General features: G+C 48.9%; 12 protein-coding genes. All 12 read right to left on the reverse strand.

All coding sequences use genetic code 11. The features are described 5' to 3' along the window. Positions 1 to 88: 88 nt before the first annotated feature. On the reverse strand, positions 89 to 2,413 hold the full coding sequence (locus tag PLA01S_RS04215; RefSeq protein ID WP_164817296.1) for a helix-turn-helix domain-containing protein: 2,325 nt from the start codon (positions 2,411 to 2,413) through the stop codon (positions 89 to 91). 107 nt (positions 2,414 to 2,520) lie between these two features. Then, positions 2,521 to 4,773, reverse strand: a complete 2,253-nt coding sequence (locus tag PLA01S_RS32260; protein WP_218033638.1) for a glycosyl hydrolase family 95 catalytic domain-containing protein — start codon at positions 4,771 to 4,773, stop codon at positions 2,521 to 2,523. A gap of 13 nt (positions 4,774 to 4,786) precedes the next feature. Then, the gene (locus PLA01S_RS04225; RefSeq protein ID WP_127590228.1) at positions 4,787 to 6,415 is read right to left on the reverse strand and encodes a response regulator; all 1,629 of its coding nucleotides are present in this window, start codon (positions 6,413 to 6,415) and stop codon (positions 4,787 to 4,789) included. Positions 6,416 to 6,424: 9 nt separating this feature from the next. Further along, positions 6,425 to 8,188, reverse strand: a complete 1,764-nt coding sequence (locus tag PLA01S_RS04230; RefSeq protein ID WP_127590229.1) for a sensor histidine kinase — start codon at positions 8,186 to 8,188, stop codon at positions 6,425 to 6,427. A 59-nt stretch (positions 8,189 to 8,247) separates the two neighbouring features. Next, positions 8,248 to 9,660: an ABC transporter substrate-binding protein gene (locus PLA01S_RS04235; protein WP_164817298.1), complete on the reverse strand. Its 1,413-nt coding sequence runs from the start codon at positions 9,658 to 9,660 to the stop codon at positions 8,248 to 8,250. Between the two features lie 208 nt (positions 9,661 to 9,868). Beyond that, a complete protein-coding gene (locus PLA01S_RS04240) occupies positions 9,869 to 10,690 on the reverse strand; it encodes an endonuclease/exonuclease/phosphatase family protein (protein WP_127590231.1) in 822 nt (273 codons plus the stop codon). 85 nt (positions 10,691 to 10,775) lie between these two features. Next, entirely contained in the window at positions 10,776 to 11,768 is a 993-nt protein-coding gene (locus tag PLA01S_RS04245; protein ID WP_127590232.1) for a helveticin J family class III bacteriocin, read from the reverse strand. Positions 11,769 to 12,121: 353 nt separating this feature from the next. Beyond that, positions 12,122 to 12,517 (reverse strand): YvaD family protein, encoded by a 396-nt coding sequence (locus tag PLA01S_RS04250; protein ID WP_127590233.1) that lies wholly within the window; start codon positions 12,515 to 12,517, stop codon positions 12,122 to 12,124. A gap of 20 nt (positions 12,518 to 12,537) precedes the next feature. Beyond that, the gene (locus PLA01S_RS04255; protein ID WP_127590234.1) at positions 12,538 to 13,098 is read right to left on the reverse strand and encodes a TetR/AcrR family transcriptional regulator; all 561 of its coding nucleotides are present in this window, start codon (positions 13,096 to 13,098) and stop codon (positions 12,538 to 12,540) included. Between the two features lie 195 nt (positions 13,099 to 13,293). Beyond that, a complete protein-coding gene (locus PLA01S_RS04260; RefSeq protein WP_127590235.1) occupies positions 13,294 to 15,618 on the reverse strand; it encodes a glycoside hydrolase family 3 N-terminal domain-containing protein in 2,325 nt (774 codons plus the stop codon). A gap of 40 nt (positions 15,619 to 15,658) precedes the next feature. Next, on the reverse strand, positions 15,659 to 17,233 hold the full coding sequence (locus PLA01S_RS04265) for a response regulator (RefSeq protein WP_127590236.1): 1,575 nt from the start codon (positions 17,231 to 17,233) through the stop codon (positions 15,659 to 15,661). Further along, complete coding sequence (locus PLA01S_RS04270; RefSeq protein ID WP_127590237.1) at positions 17,196 to 19,019, reverse strand: sensor histidine kinase; 1,824 nt, start codon at positions 19,017 to 19,019, stop codon at positions 17,196 to 17,198. The genes PLA01S_RS04265 and PLA01S_RS04270 overlap by 38 nt, the downstream gene beginning before the upstream one ends. Positions 19,020 to 19,021: the final 2 nt, after the last annotated feature.

A 19,021-nucleotide genomic window follows, 5' to 3' on the forward strand; every position in this document is an offset into this window, starting at 1 on the left:
CAATAAAACCCGTGTTCCTTACCATAGACAAAATCTAAAATCGCAGGCAATTCCTTAAAAATCGATGGCTTTTTATGAAAAATCCGGTTTACAGTGCGGCTTTCTGATATTTTCCCGGGGTCACGCCTTCGAATTTTTTAAAGATTCGCAAAAACGTGCTGACATCCGCATAACCGACCCGGCTGGCGATTTCATTGACGGTAAGCTTTTGCAGAACAAGCAGTTCTTTCGCCTTAGACAGACGGAGGTGGTTAATGGTATCCAGCAAGGCTTCTCCTGTAAATTCCTTGTACAGTCTCGATACGTAAGAGGGGGTCATTTGAAACGCGTCGCCAATCATAGAAATATTCAATTTCGGGTCATACAGATGCTCTTGGACATACTGCCGAACATCTTCGATTAAATAACGGTGGTGATTTCGTTTCTCAGCCAGAATCCATTCACACACTTGCGCAAGCAACTGTTTCATCCGTTCCTTCATCTCCGGAACATGATCGCACTCTAGCAATAGATCCGCATCGATGAAATTTTCTTCATATGTTCGTTTGCTGCCCGCTCTCACTTCCTCAAGCGTATTCAGCATCGTGCTTGCCAGGTTGTACATCAGGCATTTGGCGAGTGGAACCGAAACCGGGTGCTTGGAAAAGTTGGCTTGGAATATTTCATCCAAAGTGGCTTCCGCTTTGTCGTAGTTCCCGCTCTTCACCAAGCCAATAAACTGCTGCTGGACACTCAAAGGATAATAAAATTGACGGGTTTGGGTGCTCCTGTCCATAAGAGTGTCCGTATATGGGATGAACTGTCCGCTCCCCATCACAATCCGGTATTCAAGCGCGGCCTGCGCCTCTTGATAAGAAAGAGCGATCTCGTGCAAATTCGAATGAACCTGGCCGACAGCCACCGTAAGCTCTGCTTCGATATGCTTTCGCATGAAATCTTGAACCTGAGCCAGTATTCGATTCAATACTCTTTGCTCCTCTGGCAAACTCGCTTTGAAATTAACGACACAAGCAAGCGCATCGTTCATTTCTGTCGTGAACACAAGCGCTTCATCGGCAGCCGTATCCTCAAGCACGTTTGTTAGTATGAAATAAAGCATTTGCTGCTTCTGATCCGGGAGCCCACGAATGCCAAACTGTTCAAACTTGCCATAATGATCGATCGATATCAGCAGGACAACAGATCGGTCGGATTGAAACTGTATATCGTGAGCAGGCAGCGTTGTATGGAGAGACTGATCATGATCGGCATATCCCTTTAACAGACGCCGCAATAAATGCGCTCGGATTGTATTGCGATGTTTGTGAAGCGCCGTTTGCATATCTTCCTTTTCATGAAAATATTGCTGAATCGTCCCCTGCAGGAACGAATATTCATTGGCTCCTCCGTCAAACCTCAGACCGAATTGCTTGGATAAACTTTGCAGCATCACTTGAACCGGCATATAGTTTCTGCGTAAGAACAATACCGTAACCATACCTCCGATAAACAAGCTCAGGGCGATGCTGATCCATGTCAGATGGAGTAAATCTTTCATTTTCTCATTGAATAATGCCGCTGGCAGCACGGATACATATTTCCATCCGGTTACTTGGGACGTGATGTAGGAAACCGCGAACTGCCCCGCGTCCGAATCCATATAGATCATTCCGCTGTCTCCTTGAAGCTGCTCATAACTCAGACGAGCAGGTACGGCCGGATCCTGTCGTGATGCGGCGATATACCGGCTATCCGCATCTATAATGAACATACTGGCATCTTTTTGCCGGGGAACGCTCTCGATTAGTTTCGAATCCTTGATCAAGAACAGAACCACTGCCGGGGGCTGGGCCGGTGAATTAAATACGAGAGAATGAGCAAATACGACCACCGGGAAGCTCTGAAGGCCATCTTTAAACTCCATAGACTTGTAAACGTTTACATATCTTTGCTCGAACAGTCCCATCCACTTCTCATAGGAGGTTTCGTCATTCTGCCTCAGCTTCTGATAGAGCCCCCTGCCGCTTGTATGACCATACGTTGAAATCACCGTATCACTGTTCAAATACATCACGTAAATATCCTCAATCGAATCGTTTGCATTTTTATAGGTTCGCAGGCTTTCCGAAATGTTGAACACATCGTAATACTGAGGATCACGAAGGGGTAACTCCACGCTGGAAAAAGCCGAAATTCCCTTGTTCAGTGCGATTTCCAGGCTTAAACGCTCCAAACTCTTCAGCTTGCTGTCGATGGACATCTCCATCTGCTGAAGAAGCAATTCGTTTGCCCGATTGGTCTCGCTCTTCACTTGATGGTATGAGAATGAATACAGCACAAAGCTGATCAGAATCGGCACCATTAATACGGTGACATAAGAGAACAGCCATGCCACAATGACGCTGCAGTTATATTTACGAAGGATGTTGAACATGTGATTTTCCTCCTCCTTATTGCCTCCTGTGATAACAAGAGCAGCCTTCATAGGGATAAGGCTGCTCTTAAGACGAATACGGTTGCAGGGGTATGACTGATTACGGTTTAATGCGGAATCCCATACAATCTCCACGGTTTGCGACTGCCAAACAGATTGCATTTGCCCATCTCAGCAGGAACAGGCGAAATGTGGAACAGAGTGGATCCGCTCCAATTGGCCCTGTAAATATAGGCTTCCTCACCAGGCTTCAAAGCTAGATCGATCACCCCATCTGCCTGGATCACACACTCCTTGGATATTCCCCCGATGTCAATAACCAGGCCGTCGTCCGAAGATGTGACCATATCCGTTACGATCCGGCAGGGTTCTCCAGCAAGACTGCAAATATGTATCCAAGCCGTGCGCCCCTCCTCCCGAACGGCGCTAACAAGGAAACCTCCTTCTGCCCGCAGCTGATGGAATACCGACTCCGGCCACGGTTTAGGCACTGCCGGGAAAACGTATATCCGCTCTCCTCTGCTCTGAAGCAGCATATCATGGATCGATTCCGCCCCGGCGAGCGGGGTTTCGATGACCGGTCCCGCTTCTTTATACATGGTGTTCGGTTTAATGAGATGCATTAAGCTTCGCAAATACGCGAGGGCTTCATCTCCTAAACCTAACTTGGCTGCGATGGAGGCGGCTCCGGTAAAACTGAATCCGCGCAAATCTCCTTCAAGGCCGATCCAATGCCGAAGCGAGCGAAGAATCAGCGCCTTCTCCTCTTCGGTATCGCCGACGATATGCAGTGGAAAGGCCGCCATCAAATGGCTGAAATGGCGGTGTCCGAATTCCATACGCTGTCCCTCGCCGATCATATATCCGGATGAATCCACCGGAAAAGGTACCAATCGCTCAAGGACTTCACGCCAGCGACCGTGCAGCGGATCATGAACACCAAGCTGATCCGCCAAGCGGATTAAGGTTTCACATCCCCAGCGCAGCAGCGCTAAATCATAATGAGAATCAGCTGTCTTCACCTGCTTGAAAGACCCGTATTCCGGTGAGACTGTGGGAGGTAAATGAAGGCGGCCGTCCTGTCCTTCCTCAAGAAGGTGCAAATATAAACCTACACTGCGCCGCAAAAGAGGATATACCAAGCTTCGCAGCATTTGATCATCCATGGCATAACGGTAATGACGCCAGCAGTTATGCATCACCCAAGTTAAATTCCCCACCTCATCCGTGACCGGACTGTCCAGATCATAGCTTGAGCTTCGACCGAGTCCTGCGGAGTCCGCACGGTAAGCTTCGGGAGCATTACGGATCAGTTGGTCCTGCTGCCCCTGTAAGGAACGAATCAGCGACATGCCCAGATGGAGGCGATTCGCCGTATAGATCGGAGAGTAGCTCATCTGAACGTTCATATTGAACCATAATCCAGGCCATGGCGTAGATGTGAGCCACGGCCCCTGATTATCGATAGGGAAGGAGTCCGCCCGGGTTGCAGACGCCAGCTTATACATCTGTATCCAGTAAAAGCTTTCCAGCTGCTGATCCGGTATGGAAATGAAGCTTTCCGGATAGTAATGATGCCACCACCTGCGATGGGCATGAATCCAGGCTTCCCAGCCTGAGGTTGAGTTCGGCACAGCCCGAAGTTCCCGTATCGCCTGATCACGAACGGAATCGTCCGTGCCATTCATTACGGTTAAGATGCAGATCTGACGATGCAAGCTTCCCACTCCCTGCTCATACTGGTCAGGACGATGAGTTACCCAAGCCGTAGTGCAGCCATCCCCGCTTCCATATTCCTGTATGCCGATCGATACCTCACCGGATTCTATATGCTGAACGGTGGTATCAGGTATATACTGGTTGAGATTGATCCCGTCCGCGTTCTTCAAAATTGGGTCAACTTCCGGATAGGCGTACCATTTCAGCTTCGCATGGAGTTCACCTTCATCTGCATCGAGCTCCAAGACAAGTACAGGCGCTAATGCATGAATAAGCGCGCGAATTCTGACTTCTCCCTTCGTTGTCGGTATAACCGCCCGGAGCTCCGCGTTCCATAATTCCAACCGCATTTCGTAGGGCTGATAAATCCAACCCTCCAGCTCCAATGCAAGTTCGCCAATAGGCACGCGTACCGGAAAAGCCTCTGCACCCGGACGTGATGCGGTTATATCGGAACGTCCAAGCACAAAACGCAGTACATTCCGTTTATCCCGATGTTCTTCACTGTAGATCATCGCTCCGAGCATGCCGTTTCCAAGAAAAGCCCCTTCATCCCAGCTGATCGGTCGCGTTGTCCACAACATATCGTGTCTCGACATAAACACCGGCCAGTCAATGGCATTCTCAATGCGTGTAGTCACGATATCCCTCCCATTACAATGAAATGTTGTTTCTTATGTGCGCCTGTTTGAATTCCGTTGGTGTCATCTGCGTATATTTTTTAAATACGTCGGTAAAATACCGCCGCTCCACATAACCAAGCAATTCTGCTATCTCCTGGATTTGCCGATCCTCCAAGAGCAGCCGCTTGGCCACCTCCATCCGTTCTTGAGTGACAAATTGACTAAATGCCATTCCCGTCACTTTCTTGAACAAGCCGGCAAAATAACTGGGGCTTAAATGAACTGCCTTCGCGCAAGTACTAATGCTGAGGTCCTGATGCAAATTGGATTTCACATAATGAATGGCTTCCTGGATGATTTTTGCGGCGGCGGAGCGATTCTGATTCTCGATGCGTTCACAGCCTAGCGTCACGATGCTATGCAGAATCTTCTTCATGTCCGTTAAGGATCTCTCTGAGCTGACCCGCCCTTCCCGAACGATCATGTTCAAATCGGACAATTCATTCATGGGTACCTTATCTTGAATCGCCCTTAGCATCATATATGCCAGCTCATAGTATAAGCTAATGAAGTATTCCGGCTTCGGAAGCGGCGACCTGTCCGTAAACTCAGTCAGGATATGATCGAGCGTCAGTAAGGCTTGGTTGACGTTTCCGGATTGTATGGCAAACACCATTTCCTGCTCTGCCGTACGTATGCTGCGCGGCAAGGAGATTTCCGTATTAGCTATATCTTCATATGAAATCACCGCGTTGCCTCCGGTATAGAAATGGTATGACAGGGCATGCAAAGCCTGATCGTACGATGAGTTCAATTCATGGATATACGTTACGGGACTGCCAATTCCTATTGATATCGTTAATGAAGTATATAATCTGACATGCTGACAGCACGCCTCCGCTATGGCAGCCGCTGAAGCTGATAACGGTGTATTCAATACCGCGACTAGGCGGTTAGCCGAATCCCGGAATACCATCCCCCTTGTATACAAAGCGATGGTCTCCTCCGTAATATTCTTCAATGCAAACCGGGCAAGCTCCAGTTCATTCATCGGTGAATCTCGGTGCTTGTCAGCAAATCCGTCGATTTCAAGAATCATGACGAGCAATTGCCTGGACTCCAAATCCGGCTTTACATATTCCCACCGCTGCCCCGCCTCCTGTTCGTTCACCTTATGATGCAGCAGCAACGTGAACAATTCCTGACGCAGGAACGGCATGCTCTCCTGAACCCGCTGCTCTAATTCAGCGATATGATCCTCTTGGTTTCGTATCGTTTCAATTTCTTTTTTGGCCTTTACAACAATTTCCTCGATATGAGCAAGTGAAAAGGGTTTCGTTATGAAGTCAAATGCCCCAAGCTGAACCGCTTGCTTCGCATATTCGAAATCACTGAATCCCGTCATCAATATGACCTTGCTGCGCGGCAGCAGCTCTTTGACACGTCGGGTCAATTCCAGACCATCGAGCTTCGGCATTCGAATATCGGTCACGATGATATCCGGTTTGCACGAGGTGATCAACAGGAGTCCGTCTTCTCCATTGATAGCCGTCCCGCTTACGGATATCCCATGATGTTCCCAATTGATTTGCTTGGATATGCCATCGACGACACTCTGAATGTCATCAATAAAGCATATCGTTGTCGTTATTGCGCTCATCGGCTTGAGTCAACTCCCTTCGAGTTGTGGGTAACGGGGGATGATAATCGAAACTCGGGTACATACATTAGGTTCGCTTTCCATGTACAAATCAGCCGAGCTTCCATACTGAAGCTGTAATCGCAATCGGACATTATTTAACGCATAACCCGATGTAGCCGAGGATGCCGGTTGTCGAAGATGCGGATCGGCTGGATTCTTTTCGTTCAACCCCATACCGTTATCTTCCACGTTGAAATACAGATAGGTGCTATCCTGTTTCACCTGAATTCGAATGAACCCGCCCTCATTTCGATCGTTAAATCCGTGCAGGATTGAATTTTCAACCAGCGGCTGCAGCATGATTTTTAAGATCGGGTGCTGCATATCCACTAAGGGATCAACCTCGATGCTGTAGGTAAACAGCGTTTCATAGCATTTCTGCTGAATGTTTAAATACTGCTCCACGTGGAGCAGCTCATGTTCAAGCGTCGTCATCTCTTTGCCGCGGTTGAGGCCGAGCTGAAACAGCTGTGATAAGGACAGCACCATTTCCTGAACATCCTCCAATTGATTCAACTGGCACTTCCAGTAAACCGTGTTAAGCGTGTTATATAGAAAATGAGGATCAATTTGAGCTTGCAGGGCTTTCATCTCGGACTGGCGTTTATCCTTCTCTGCCTGCTTTACAACGTCAAACATTTCATTAAGCTCTTCCAGCATCCGGTTAAAGCGATAACCGACCTGCGTAATCTCATCATTGTATTCGCTTTCATAACGAACGTTAAGATCGTTCATCTCCACCCGTTTCATTAGCGATTGCAGGTGACTTAACGGTCTTATGAGCAATCGGGTCAGCATATTCGCAAAAGCAAACGACACGAGCAAGCATCCCGTGATCACCCCGAGAATGGTCAACTTAATGCTGTCCATCGGCTTCATCAATTCTGATTTGGGCAGGAAGCTGAACAGCGTCCACTCCTTCACTCCACCTACCTTGGTAAAGTTAACCAGGTATTCATAACCTTGGTCCGAATACTCAAAGTTTCCCTGCTCAGCTGTTAAGGCCTCCCTGTATTTAGGTTCAAGCTTCAGCGTATCCGCGATGATGGAATCGTTTAACAACACATCGCTCCCATCGGATGAGGCCAGGAGATGGAATTGTTTGCGATTTTTATCCTCCGAGGCAATTAATGATCGAATCGAGTCGATTTTGACATTCGCTACAACGAAAATATCTTCGATATAATGAGAAGGTATGCCCTCCATCACAAAGGAAATGACGTTCTCCCTGCTGGAAAAGAAACGGTCCTCATGACCGGCCATCCATAATTTGCGTTTCTCGCTTTTGATATGCGTATACAGCTCCGAGTCATAGAAAGAATGGGAGAAGTTACGCTGCTGACTTGTTTGATAATAGTCGCCCTCGCGCGTGGCGATAAGAATGGAATCGATAATGGGTTCATACAGCTTGGTCTGCACAAAAGTCGATTGCAGCCCGGACAGATGGGTATAGTAATTCTCGGTCTCCGAGTAGCTGCTGTCCATCCCTAACGCTCTTCGGTAAGCCGTATTGACCATCATCGAGTAAACCGCTTGCGTGACATGATTCAGCTTCTCATCCAACACCTTCGATGTTTTATGAATCGTTTCCTGACTAAGCTGATAAGCGTTGTCCTTCACAACTTCCTCCGCGATCATGTAGCTTAACGCGCCTGCGGTTGTAACCGCAAAAATGACAATGAGCATAAATGCGATCCAGATTCGGCGTCTGAACGATAGTCGGTAGAGCATAGATCAACATCCTCCGTCTCTAATTTTCGGCTGTGGCAGCAGTTGTTCGTTTTACATGATCAATCACTTTGCCATGAGACGTCCTGAGGATGCAGCGGATCAAATGTTGGAATAGCTTGTATATTCACTCTGCCGGCGGCCCGTTCCTGATCTAATGCTGCATTGTAACGCGCGTTCAGATCCTCAACCAATCGATCCAGATCTCCGCCGATCATGATGTACTTTACGAATTCGTCCTCCCACTCCCTTCCCTTTGGTTTGAATCCTTGAGGCGATGCAGGCCATATCCCGTCATAATCACCTGGGAAAAAGCTGGTGATGCCTTCGATGTCGGGTTTCCTGGCTTTCGCGGCTATCGCATTCACCGATAAAATGCCCAGTCCGGCCTCCTGATACCCGATCAGCACTTCATCGCTGTACATATAACGGAGAAACTTCCAAGCTTCTTCCTTGTGCTTCGACTGACTGCTAATCGATAACCACCTCGTCGCTCCAACTCCCTGGTTGATCACTCCTTTATAGGTTCCGTCAATGGATGGGGGAAGAGCAGCTCCCCATTGGATCTTGGCCGGAAACTGAAACTTATAAATGCTGGGTTCCGAAGAATAAGACAAATACATCCCGATCTTTCCATCGGCGAACTGTGCCCGAAGCGGATCGATGTCCAGGGATTCCGATCCCGGCAGCGTACTGCCGTTCTCCATCATCGTCCGGAATGCGCTAATAATCGGTATAAAGCCCGTAAAATCATAGTTGCCTGTCAAAAAGTCATAACCATCGCCGCTAATTCCGCTTATTTCCGCAATCGGAACGGCTGAGCGTCCGAGAGCGCTGGCAGGAATCTTATAGGGTAGCGCAAAACCGTAAACGCCATCCGCCTTTCCAATTTCGGTAATCCGGCTCGCCGCTTCCACCAACTCGTCAAGCGATTTTGGAGGTGAGGTTATGCCGGCCCGCTCAAACAGCTCCACATTATAAATAAGCCGCAAGGTTGAACCGCTGTTAGGAAGACTGTATATGAAGGGATCAAACACGTTATATCCTTCGATGAAGGCTTGCTTCCCGAACCTGTTTCTAATCGCGGGCGTTAAATATTCGTTTAATGGCTCCACATAGCCTTTTCGGGTCATTTCAGCAAGATCGATCGGGGTGAAGATATCAGGTGATAACTCGCTAGCAAATGACAAATCAAGCGATTGGGAAAAATCATCTGCCATTACAGTCATCTCAACCTCAATATGATCGGCATTCTCTTGGTTATAACGATAAATAACCTCTTTGATATAGTTCGCGTCATGACGCCCCGTTGACCAGAATTTCAGCTTTGTCTTTTCTGCGGCACCAGCCATATCCGAAACCGTTGAGTACGAAAATATAGGATCAGAGCCCTGCCCTTTGCCACCCTGCATGCACCCTGTTATGGTTATGCTCAAGCACATCAATGCAACCAGCGGTAATCTCCACGTGATCATGCACACACCCTCCTTGTGCTTGTATCGTAGCATAACCTATTTTGTGGATATAGACAGAACGGTAAAAAAACTGTAAAGGGAAGAATATCGATTCATCTCCCCATACGAAAAAGGCTACCCCAAGCAAATGCCTGGCGGTAGCCTTCTCATGATTCTTATGTCATGCTTACGTCTAGCTTGAACCTAATTTTAAGCCCACACCAAGGTCCTAACGCTGGAATGACACATCGGCTGCGATGGGCAGATGATCCGAAGCTTCCGTATGGATCACGCGCTGATTCGAATGCTGAACAGTTGGAGAGGTCAGAATGTAATCGATCGTTGCCGACGGATTAATTACAGGAAACGTATAGGCATCGTTTATCCCCTGAAAGCTGTTCACGAATAAACCGCTGTCGAGCAGCAGCTGAAACTCTGAACTGTCTGGTTCCGCATTAAAATCGCCCATCAGCAGCACCGGTCCCTCAGAGGCAGAAGCCGCCAGGTCAATGATTTCCTGCGCCTGTGCCGTTCTGCTGGTGACATCCAGTCCAAGATGCGTATTGTACACATCGACGTGGATCCCCTTCAGATTTACGACAGCGTGCAGTACACCGCGCTGCTCCTTCCCGAAGCTGCTTAACAAAACATTCTCGGATCGAAGGATCGGGTACTTGCTAACAATGGCAGTTCCGTACTGACGCTTGTTCGTCTGTCCCTCCTCCGGCTCCAAATCAAGATTGGCACCATAAGCATAGTGATATCCGAGCAAACCCGCCAGTTCCTTCGCTTGGTCTTGAAAGTCGCTTCGCTCCCCGTAGTACCGGTCCACTTCTTGAAGGCCGACAATTTCTGCGCCGGAATCACGGATGACATCGGCGATTCTTTGCAGGCTTAACTGCTCATCCAATCCAACCCCGTGATGGATATTGTAAGACATTACGGTCGTGCTTACTTCTTTGCCTTGTCCTTTTCCAGCCGCCATCACCCCCGTTGTAAACACGGGAACAAACAACAAGCAAGCGATAAACGAGATGAAGCCTTTTTTCATGGACGACTCTCCCTTTCATTGTCGAATGCCGAACGATGCTAACTTTTCCGTTGCTACAGCTCTCAGAGGCTGACCCGCGTGGAAGTTAATTAAATATGCTATCCGGAACGTAATACACTTTTTGCGTATCTTTTTTGTTTACCGGGTCCGTCACAATCGTAAAATAAACGTTGCTGTTCTTTGTCTGCACTCCCTCGATTTCATGGTTTCCCACATTCGTGATTTTCACGAGGGTTTTGAATGTCCCTGCGTTTGTCATCATGGCAATCTGCGGGATGTCACCTTCCGCTCCGCCTGATGTATATATTTTCGTCTGACCCAGCATATCGGCCCCCTGGAAGGATCCGTTTGGCCTTACGATCCCACTGCCCGACTGCGTAAAGCTGCCAACCGCTGCGTTCACCGCTGCTGCGCTGTCCATCCGCACCTGTTCATTGCTGTCAAGAAGCTTATTGAGTGCGACTGTGTCATAAATGGACCAAGTTACAGTCCCCTCTTTTGTTTGTACGCGGAACACCGTATGAGTACTGTTGCCGCCGCCATCCACACGGTAGGTCTCGCCTAGCCTTGCCCCCGTTTTATTGGCGTAATTCATATAGGTAAACCGATGCAAATCCGTATAATCCACCGTTTTGCCGGCCGAATATTGTAGTCTTGCTACCTGCAGCGACCAGTAATAGTCCGTCGAAGGATCTGCCTTTGAACTGAAATAAAAGTAATTGACGCCGTTGTACGTATACATATCCAGCGTTTGGCAGTGACCGGTATTCGTGACGGTCATTTCATCTACATAGGTAGCGTCTTTCCCGTTAATGAGCAATCTTGAAAGATAGCAAGTTCCCTTAGAGCGCTGTGTTACATACAGATACTTATCCGCAATGTAAGCTTTTTGAACAGCCACGTTGTGATTAAGTCCCTTCAGATTGTAGGCGAGCGTTGCTGAAGCGTTGACCGTTTTCTCAGGAGTTGCCGCGAATGCCGGCAATCCGGACAAACAAAACACGAGAGCTGCAAGTATTGCGGACGCGAGAATTTTTAAATGCCTTTTCATATGGTTCAACCCTTGAACGTCAACCATCAATACACCTCCATTAATAGTAGGAATCAAATTGGACTGCCGCCGAAAATGTACTAAAAACATGGTTCAAGCGGGCATTTTACTGTCATGGCTATAGGATACATTCCTCCTCTCTTGTTACAGAAACATCGCTTCATTCAACTCAAGTTTCTGCTTCTCTACAGAAAGTGGGGGATCCACTATTGAGTTTATCATTTACCTCAAGAATTTCCCGTGTATAAAATACTTAAAGTTAGATGAATCGCATGGTCCTTTAGCCCTTTTTTTTACGTTGGAGCGCAGAATATGTCGGAAGAGATTTGTATCGAATGTTCATCCGATACAGTAATACGAAAAACAAAAAAAACCGCGAATTAACGCGGCTCCTTGGTCTCAAGCAGTTTTGGGATGAAGAACAAAGGATATAACATGAGATACAGGTTAGGCGCCCACCACATGATGTCGAAATCGGACTTCATGATCCAAAAAACGATCGCCTGCAGTCCGGAACAAAATGTCAGGATAAGCGATATTAAGGCAAAACTTCTCCACTTTACATTCATGTGATTATGTAAGTAAAGACTGTACATTCCGGTGATGGAAATGAGTATATCCAGCGGGAAGAACGACCAATTCCAAACCACTAACAGCTCATTGGTATAATCCTTATATAAATATTCCTTGGGAATTAACGCAAGTGCGGTGACGACCCAATACAAAATAAATCCGATATCCGTAAATAAAAACAAACCTTTTAATGTTTTACTCAATCCATGCTCTCTCCTCTTGTTCAACCTTCCTCCTTGATAATACCGGATAAAAGGATCTCTCCCATATCCCGCAGACCCTCATGAAGCGTAATACTGCTCTTATTCTCAGACGAGTCCTCAATTAATCGATAAAGACCTCCTACATACAAATCAATAAATATTTTTGTATTAAAAGGGCGTAACCATCCTTGATTGATTCCTTCATGAAATAGTTCCGTGATGCTGTCCCATTGTTTGTTTAGAAATTGATCCAGCGTCTTCCATTGATCAGGATAATAACGCTGGAGCTCGGTTATGAAGTTCAATCCGATAAACTGAAAATCAGTCGGGATGAGGATGAGGCAGTGCTTAAGTTTATCGAGTGTAGTCAGGTCAGGATTACCCATGATCTCCTTTTCTTTTTCTTGAAGTTCGACAATGGCATCATGAAGAATCGTTGCAATAAGCACATCCTTCGAAGGGAAGTATCCGTACAGCGTCTTCGTGCTCATACCCAGCCGTTTGGCAAGGTCACCCATCGTAAATCGTAATCCTCTTCTCCTGATTTCATGGCTTGCCGCCTCAACTATTCGGTCTCTCAATAGGTACACTTCCTTGTTCGGAAAATAATAAAACGATAAAGTTTTCCTTGATTTCTAAAATCATATCCCAATTCCTTCCTCATGTCAACGAAAGCGCTCATTGTACGATAAAAAAGAGACAGCCATAAATGCTGCCTCCAAATGATCGATGCTCCTTGCTAATGTATAAGAATATCCTTCTGTTTCAGCTATGTTTTAGGACTTTAACTTTAATTCAACAACGCCGGTTTCCCAATCCGAATGAGCTCCCGCAACGATGTTGACTCTGCAAGGGACCACTTCGAATTCCATGTTTCGATTCCAAATAGCCAACTCCTCGAAGCCGAGCTCGAACGTGACGGTGGTTACATCACCGGGCTCCAGCGCTACCTTTTTGAATCCCTTCAATTCTCGCAGGCGGCGGGTGATCCCGGATTGATCGGCTTGTATGTAGAGCTGTACCACTTCGTCCCCCTTCATCTTTCCGGTGTTCTTCACTTCCACGTACACCTCGACACGACTTCCGGATCGAAGCTCGTCAAGCGTCATTTCCTTTTGTGAGATGGTCGGAGAACCGTAATCGAACGTGCTGTAACTCAAGCCGAATCCAAACGGATATAACGGCTTGGACGGCATATCGACATAAGGGCGAGGGCGCCCTGCATTTTTCTGATTATAATAAACCGGCAATTGACCTACGGAGCGCGGGATCGAGACGGGCAGCTTGCCGCTCGGGTTCACCTGGCCGAACAGAATTTCTCCGATGGCACGGCCGCCTTCGCTGCCGGGATACCAGGCGCACAGCAAAGCATCGCTGAGTTCAGCCACCTCGTCGATAGCCAGCGGACGTCCCTGAATGAGTACCGTAATCACTGGTTTTCCGATCGCGTGAATTTCCCGAACCAATTGCTCTTGTATGCCGCCTAATCGGAGATCGGCTAGATCGACGCCTTCACCGCAATCCATTTCCGTCGGATCTCCTTCAGCTACGATAGCTGCACCATTACTATCAAACGTATCTCCGAATTGACGGGCGCTGCTGCCTCCGAGTACGAGCACGACCGCGTCCGCGGAACGGGCGGCTTCGATCGCTTCTGGCAAGCCCTGCGTGGACATGCCTCGGACGCTGCATCCGGGAGCGAAAATGATGTCTGTACCTGCAGGTGCAGACATCCGAATGCCTTGGAGCGCCGTAACTCCGCTGCCCTCGAGCTGAACGCTGGTGTAGTCCCCAAGTTGGTTGTAGAGCCTGTCCGCGTTAGGGCCGATAACCGCCAGTCGTTTGATGCTGCCGCCATTCAGCGGCAGTACGTCTTTGTCGTTCTTAAGCAGTACAACCGCTTCTCTCGCGACGGATGCATTCAAGTCTTTAGCGGCTGCGTTGTTGACGTTTGTAGCTGCCAAGCCTTCGTCAACGTATGGGTGCTCGAACAGTCCCAATCGGAATTTAAGCCGAAGTACTCGAGCCACCGCGCGGTCAATGCTCTCCATATCGGCCTTCCCTTGTTTCACCGCTTGTTCAAGCGTTGTGAAGGACTTGTCCCACAAACTAAGATCAACCCCGGATGACAGGGCTAGACCCGCCGCGGATTCATAGTCTCCCGTAATGGACACCAACCGGTCGATGGCCGTTCCATCCGCCATGACGATTCCTTCAAATCCCCATTCATCTCTCAGAATGCCGGTTAACAGCTTATCATTGGCATGACACGGAATGCCGTCGAGCTCATTATAGGCCGCCATGACACCAGCCGCTCCTGCCTTGATCCCCGCCTCCGCGGCAGGCAAATGAATTTCGCGAAGCTCCCGCTCGCCAACGGGAACAGGTCCTGCATTGCGACCACCCTGCCCCGCTCCCTGAGCGCAGAGATGCTTGAGGACGGCAGCCGCTCTGTCCGGTTTTTCCCATTCTTCCGGGTTTCTTCCCTGCATGCCAAACACAACCGCTTCCGTCATTCGTGCAGCCAGGTAAGGGTCTTCTCCGTAACACTCCTCGGAACGTCCCCACCTTGGATCCTGCAGGATGTCCAGTACCGAAACCAACCCTAAATGCGCGCCTCGGCTGCGGATCTCGGAGGCTACCTGGGAATAGGCTTGTTCAATTAATTCGGGATTCCAGGTGGAACCGATGGCCGTATTGACGGGCAGAAGCGTTCCGTCAAGCGCTTGATGTCCATGGGGGCATTCCTCCGAGAGCAGGACGGGAATGCCCAGCCGGCTGTGTTCGATCACATAGCGCTGGATCGCATTCGCTACCTTCGCATTGTCCTGCGTAGGAATCCCGTTCTCATAGGTCACCCCGGACCAGGGATCCGCCCGGAACAGTCCATACAGTGCCCCCATGCCGGCCCCCCACTCGACATGATCCTTGAATAAGTCGGTCAGTTCAAACTCCGTTTCGGTTCCTTCGCTTCGACGATAAGCCATCCAACCGTACAAGTGCTGATTCAGCTGCCCAACCTTCTCCCTCAGCGTCATTTTGGATAACAAATCCTCTACACGCTCATTTACGGGGAGCGCAGCATTCCGATATTTCTCCATATTCCCCATACTCCTTCCATCCTGGTCGTCATGCTTCTGATCATTCTTTGATATTCAAGACCCGATATTTCTTGGGCGTCATGCCCGTGTATAGTTTGAAGACGGATACAAAATACTTGTATTCTTTGTAGCCGACGCGGTCCGCAATCTCAAACACCTTGTCCTGCGTCGTCAGCAGCAGCTTTCTGGCCTCGTTGATGCGCAATTCGTTCATGTATTCGCTGAAGCTTTTTCCCGTGCTTTGTTTGAAAATATTGCTGAAGTAGCTCGGCGTAATTTTCAAATACGCTGCCACTTCCGACGCTTTCAGGTCGCTCAGATAATGATCCGCCATATACTTCTTGGCCTTCTCAATGATCCAGAAGGATCTATCGATGCCAACCTTGTCGATCAACTGCAGCAGGTCAAACACTTCCGTGGATATCGCCTGCCGGATCGCATCGGGATGATTGAACACCTCCAGGTCGATCGTTCGCTCCAGACCATGCTCCAGCTGGGTCAGGCCGCTTTGACGAAGTCGCTGCCGCAGCATGATGGATAGTTCATCACACACTTTGACCATATCCGTCAACAGGTAGCGCTGATCCAGGAATAATCGGAACATGCCGTCGATAAGCTCTTCCAGCATATCGGCATCCTGCTTGAATAATGCCACGGACAGTTTCGAGACCATCTCGGCACTGTCGAAATCGTGCATGGCCCGGCCGTTATCCACCTCAGTCTTATATTCGCGATCCAGCAAGGAGCGCTTCTCCAAGGCATAATAAGGCAGTAACGCGCGCAACTCCGCGCACATGGCTGCCGTTTGGTCCAGGGAAGCGTAAGCATCCGATACCGCGCCATACAAGCGATGCTCTTCCGGCCAAGCTTCCAGCATGGTTTGCAGGATTTCATCCCACTGCCGCTTCGAGCGCGGTTGATCCGTCATCAGCAGGGTCATCAGCAAATTTTTATGCACAAGCACGGATACTTGACGGATATCACTCTTTTCCAAGCTTTCACGAACCGTCTGGAGCCACAAACGCTGCAGCATCGTAAACTCCTGTTCCGTCTGGGAAGCCGCAAGGATCGAGAACTTCTCCAGCTGCGTGGCTATGAGTTTATATTCGGCACTGTTTAACAGATATGGAGGTATCGACTTGGCTAAAGAAGTTTCATAAGGCGCGGCCATCTCGGAAAGCCAAAGCTCCGCATCCTTCGTTGGACTGTTGACACGGGTATCCTTGCTGCGAATGTCTTCCACGATTCCGATCACGGCCGCCACCAATTCGTCAATGTCGACCGGCTTCAGCAAGTAATCGGTTACATCAAGCTTGATGGCTTGGCGCGCATATTCGAATTCTTCATAACCGCTGATCATGATGACCCGAATCTGAGGGTGGCAGCGCTTCAGCTCTTTAGCAAGCTGAAGCCCGTCCATTCCCTCCATACGGATGTCGGTAAGAACCAGATCAATCCCGTGCTCTTTCACCACCTGCAAAGCTTCATGGCCGTCATAAGCCTCCGCGACGACTTCGACTCCATAATCCGCCCAGTCAATGGTATAGTGCAAGCCTTGACAGATCACGGGTTCATCGTCAACGATCAGCATTTTTACTGTCTTCACGTGTTGCATCGTACGATTCACCACCGTAGGTTTCAGAATATGGGAGCTTGAGGCGAATCAAGGTTCCTTGAGGTGAAGCCTCAATCACTTCCAGTCCGTAGCGTTCTCCGAAATATAGGTATAGACGTTCATGAATGTTGCTGAGCGCACCTCGTTTGTGACCGGCTTGAACCCCGTTTCGAAGGGATTCCCGGACTTCCTCTAAAGTAAGATCGTCCATTCCGCGGCCGTTATCCTGCACGTCGATCCAAATCTCATCCTCCCGCTTATACGCGATGACCGATATTCTCGCTGCCGGCTCGCACCGATCTATGCCATGTTTAAGAAAATTCTCAACCAAAGGCTGAATGGTAGCCTTCAAAGTAAGCGAATTCGCCAGATCATATTCCATATACAGCGCGTATTTCAGTTTCTGACCCAGCCGCCTCTGCTGCAAATACAAATAGGAGCGCACGAACTCCATTTCTTTAGCGAGACTGGTCTCGTAATGACCATTGTTCAGACTGGAACGCAAGAATCGGGACAAAATTTCGATGAGCTGGCTGGACTCGCTGGCCTTCTCCAGCCTGGCGGTCCAGCGGATCATATCCAGCGTATTATAGAGAAAATGCGGGTCCATCTGCTCCTGCAGCAAACGCAGCTCGGATTCGCGCTCCCGCAGTTCCAGCTTGTATTTATGCTCGATCAGTTCCTGAATCGTGGATACCATATCGTTAAACCTGCGATTCAGTTCGGAAATCTCGTCCTTGGAACGAATAGGTACCCTCGCGGAGAAATCGCCGAGCTTTACGCGATTGGTCTCAATCTTCAAGCGCAGAATCGGCCTGATGATCGTATAGTGGAATCCGATCAAGGCCGATAAACCCAATAGGAGAATGCCGACAAGAATGACTTGCATCAGAATTCTTACGCCTCGTATATCCTGATCCAGCGCAGCCTTGGGCACCATGGAAACGATAGTCCAGTCGGTGTTTTCCATCCGTTGATGAAAGGTCAAATACGCTTCCCCGTCGTGGCGGTAAGTGGAAGTGCCCATCGTACCAGCGGTTACGATATCCGTAATCGCTTTCCCGTCGCCGATATTCAAGGATAGCAATTCTTTGGAGGGCAGTACGATTTGACCTTCCGAATCTACAATGAACACCATGCCCTCGTCCCGCGTCAACCCCCGCTGCAGCTGTTTGAGTATACTGGCTTCATCCATGCGGATCACAAGCCGGGCAAGCGGCAATGTGATCTCGTCATAGGAATTCAGCACACGGAACAATGAGACGAGGTTTACTTCTCCATACCAGCCGCTGGTTGAAGGATAGCCGTTGCTCCATACGATCCCGCCTTTATGCTCGTCCGCAAGGCGATTCCATGACTCTTCGTTGCCGTGAATCGGCTCGCCCATCTCAATGGAATTGCCGTTAAAGCCGGTGATTGATATCGATTTGATATAGTTTTTGGACATCAACTGAAACGTCAGAAATCCTTCGAGATTTTGCTTCAACTGCTCTGCTCTCCCGCTCTCGGGCGGTGGGTTCAGCCGCAAATATTGGCGCATGTCATTGCTGAGGATCAAATAATCGGCAATATCCTCAATCATGGTCGTTTGCTCTTCCAACTGGTTCGTTACGATCTCCAGGCTGCGCTGGCTTGATTGAATAAATTGGCTGCGCAGCACTTCGCTCAGCTTGTCTTGGGCCAGGACGCCGACCCCAAGCGTAGGCAGAATGACAAAAAAGAGGAAAATGACCAGAGCCTTCTGTTTCAGACCATAATTCCCGATCCAGCCAAAGCCGCTACGCATAT

The organism is Paenibacillus lautus NBRC 15380 (genome assembly GCF_004000945.1).
In the GTDB taxonomy this organism is placed as follows: Bacteria; Bacillota; Bacilli; order Paenibacillales; family Paenibacillaceae; genus Paenibacillus_AQ; species Paenibacillus_AQ lautus.

Excerpts from the sequence above, each read along its gene's own strand:
- PLA01S_RS04260 (WP_127590235.1), bottom strand. The coding sequence starts at position 15,618 with ATGGAGAAATATCGGAATGCTGCGCTCCCCGTAAATGAGCGTGTAGAG.
- PLA01S_RS04235 (WP_164817298.1), bottom strand. The coding sequence starts at position 9,660 with ATGATCACGTGGAGATTACCGCTGGTTGCATTGATGTGCTTGAGCATA.
- PLA01S_RS04230 (WP_127590229.1), bottom strand. The coding sequence starts at position 8,188 with ATGCTCTACCGACTATCGTTCAGACGCCGAATCTGGATCGCATTTATG.
- PLA01S_RS04225 (WP_127590228.1), bottom strand. The coding sequence starts at position 6,415 with ATGAGCGCAATAACGACAACGATATGCTTTATTGATGACATTCAGAGT.
- PLA01S_RS04270 (WP_127590237.1), bottom strand. The coding sequence starts at position 19,019 with ATGCGTAGCGGCTTTGGCTGGATCGGGAATTATGGTCTGAAACAGAAG.
- PLA01S_RS04245 (WP_127590232.1), bottom strand. The coding sequence starts at position 11,768 with ATGGTTGACGTTCAAGGGTTGAACCATATGAAAAGGCATTTAAAAATT.
- PLA01S_RS04265 (WP_127590236.1), bottom strand. The coding sequence starts at position 17,233 with ATGCAACACGTGAAGACAGTAAAAATGCTGATCGTTGACGATGAACCC.
- PLA01S_RS04240 (WP_127590231.1), bottom strand. The coding sequence starts at position 10,690 with ATGAAAAAAGGCTTCATCTCGTTTATCGCTTGCTTGTTGTTTGTTCCC.
- PLA01S_RS04215 (WP_164817296.1), bottom strand. The coding sequence starts at position 2,413 with ATGTTCAACATCCTTCGTAAATATAACTGCAGCGTCATTGTGGCATGG.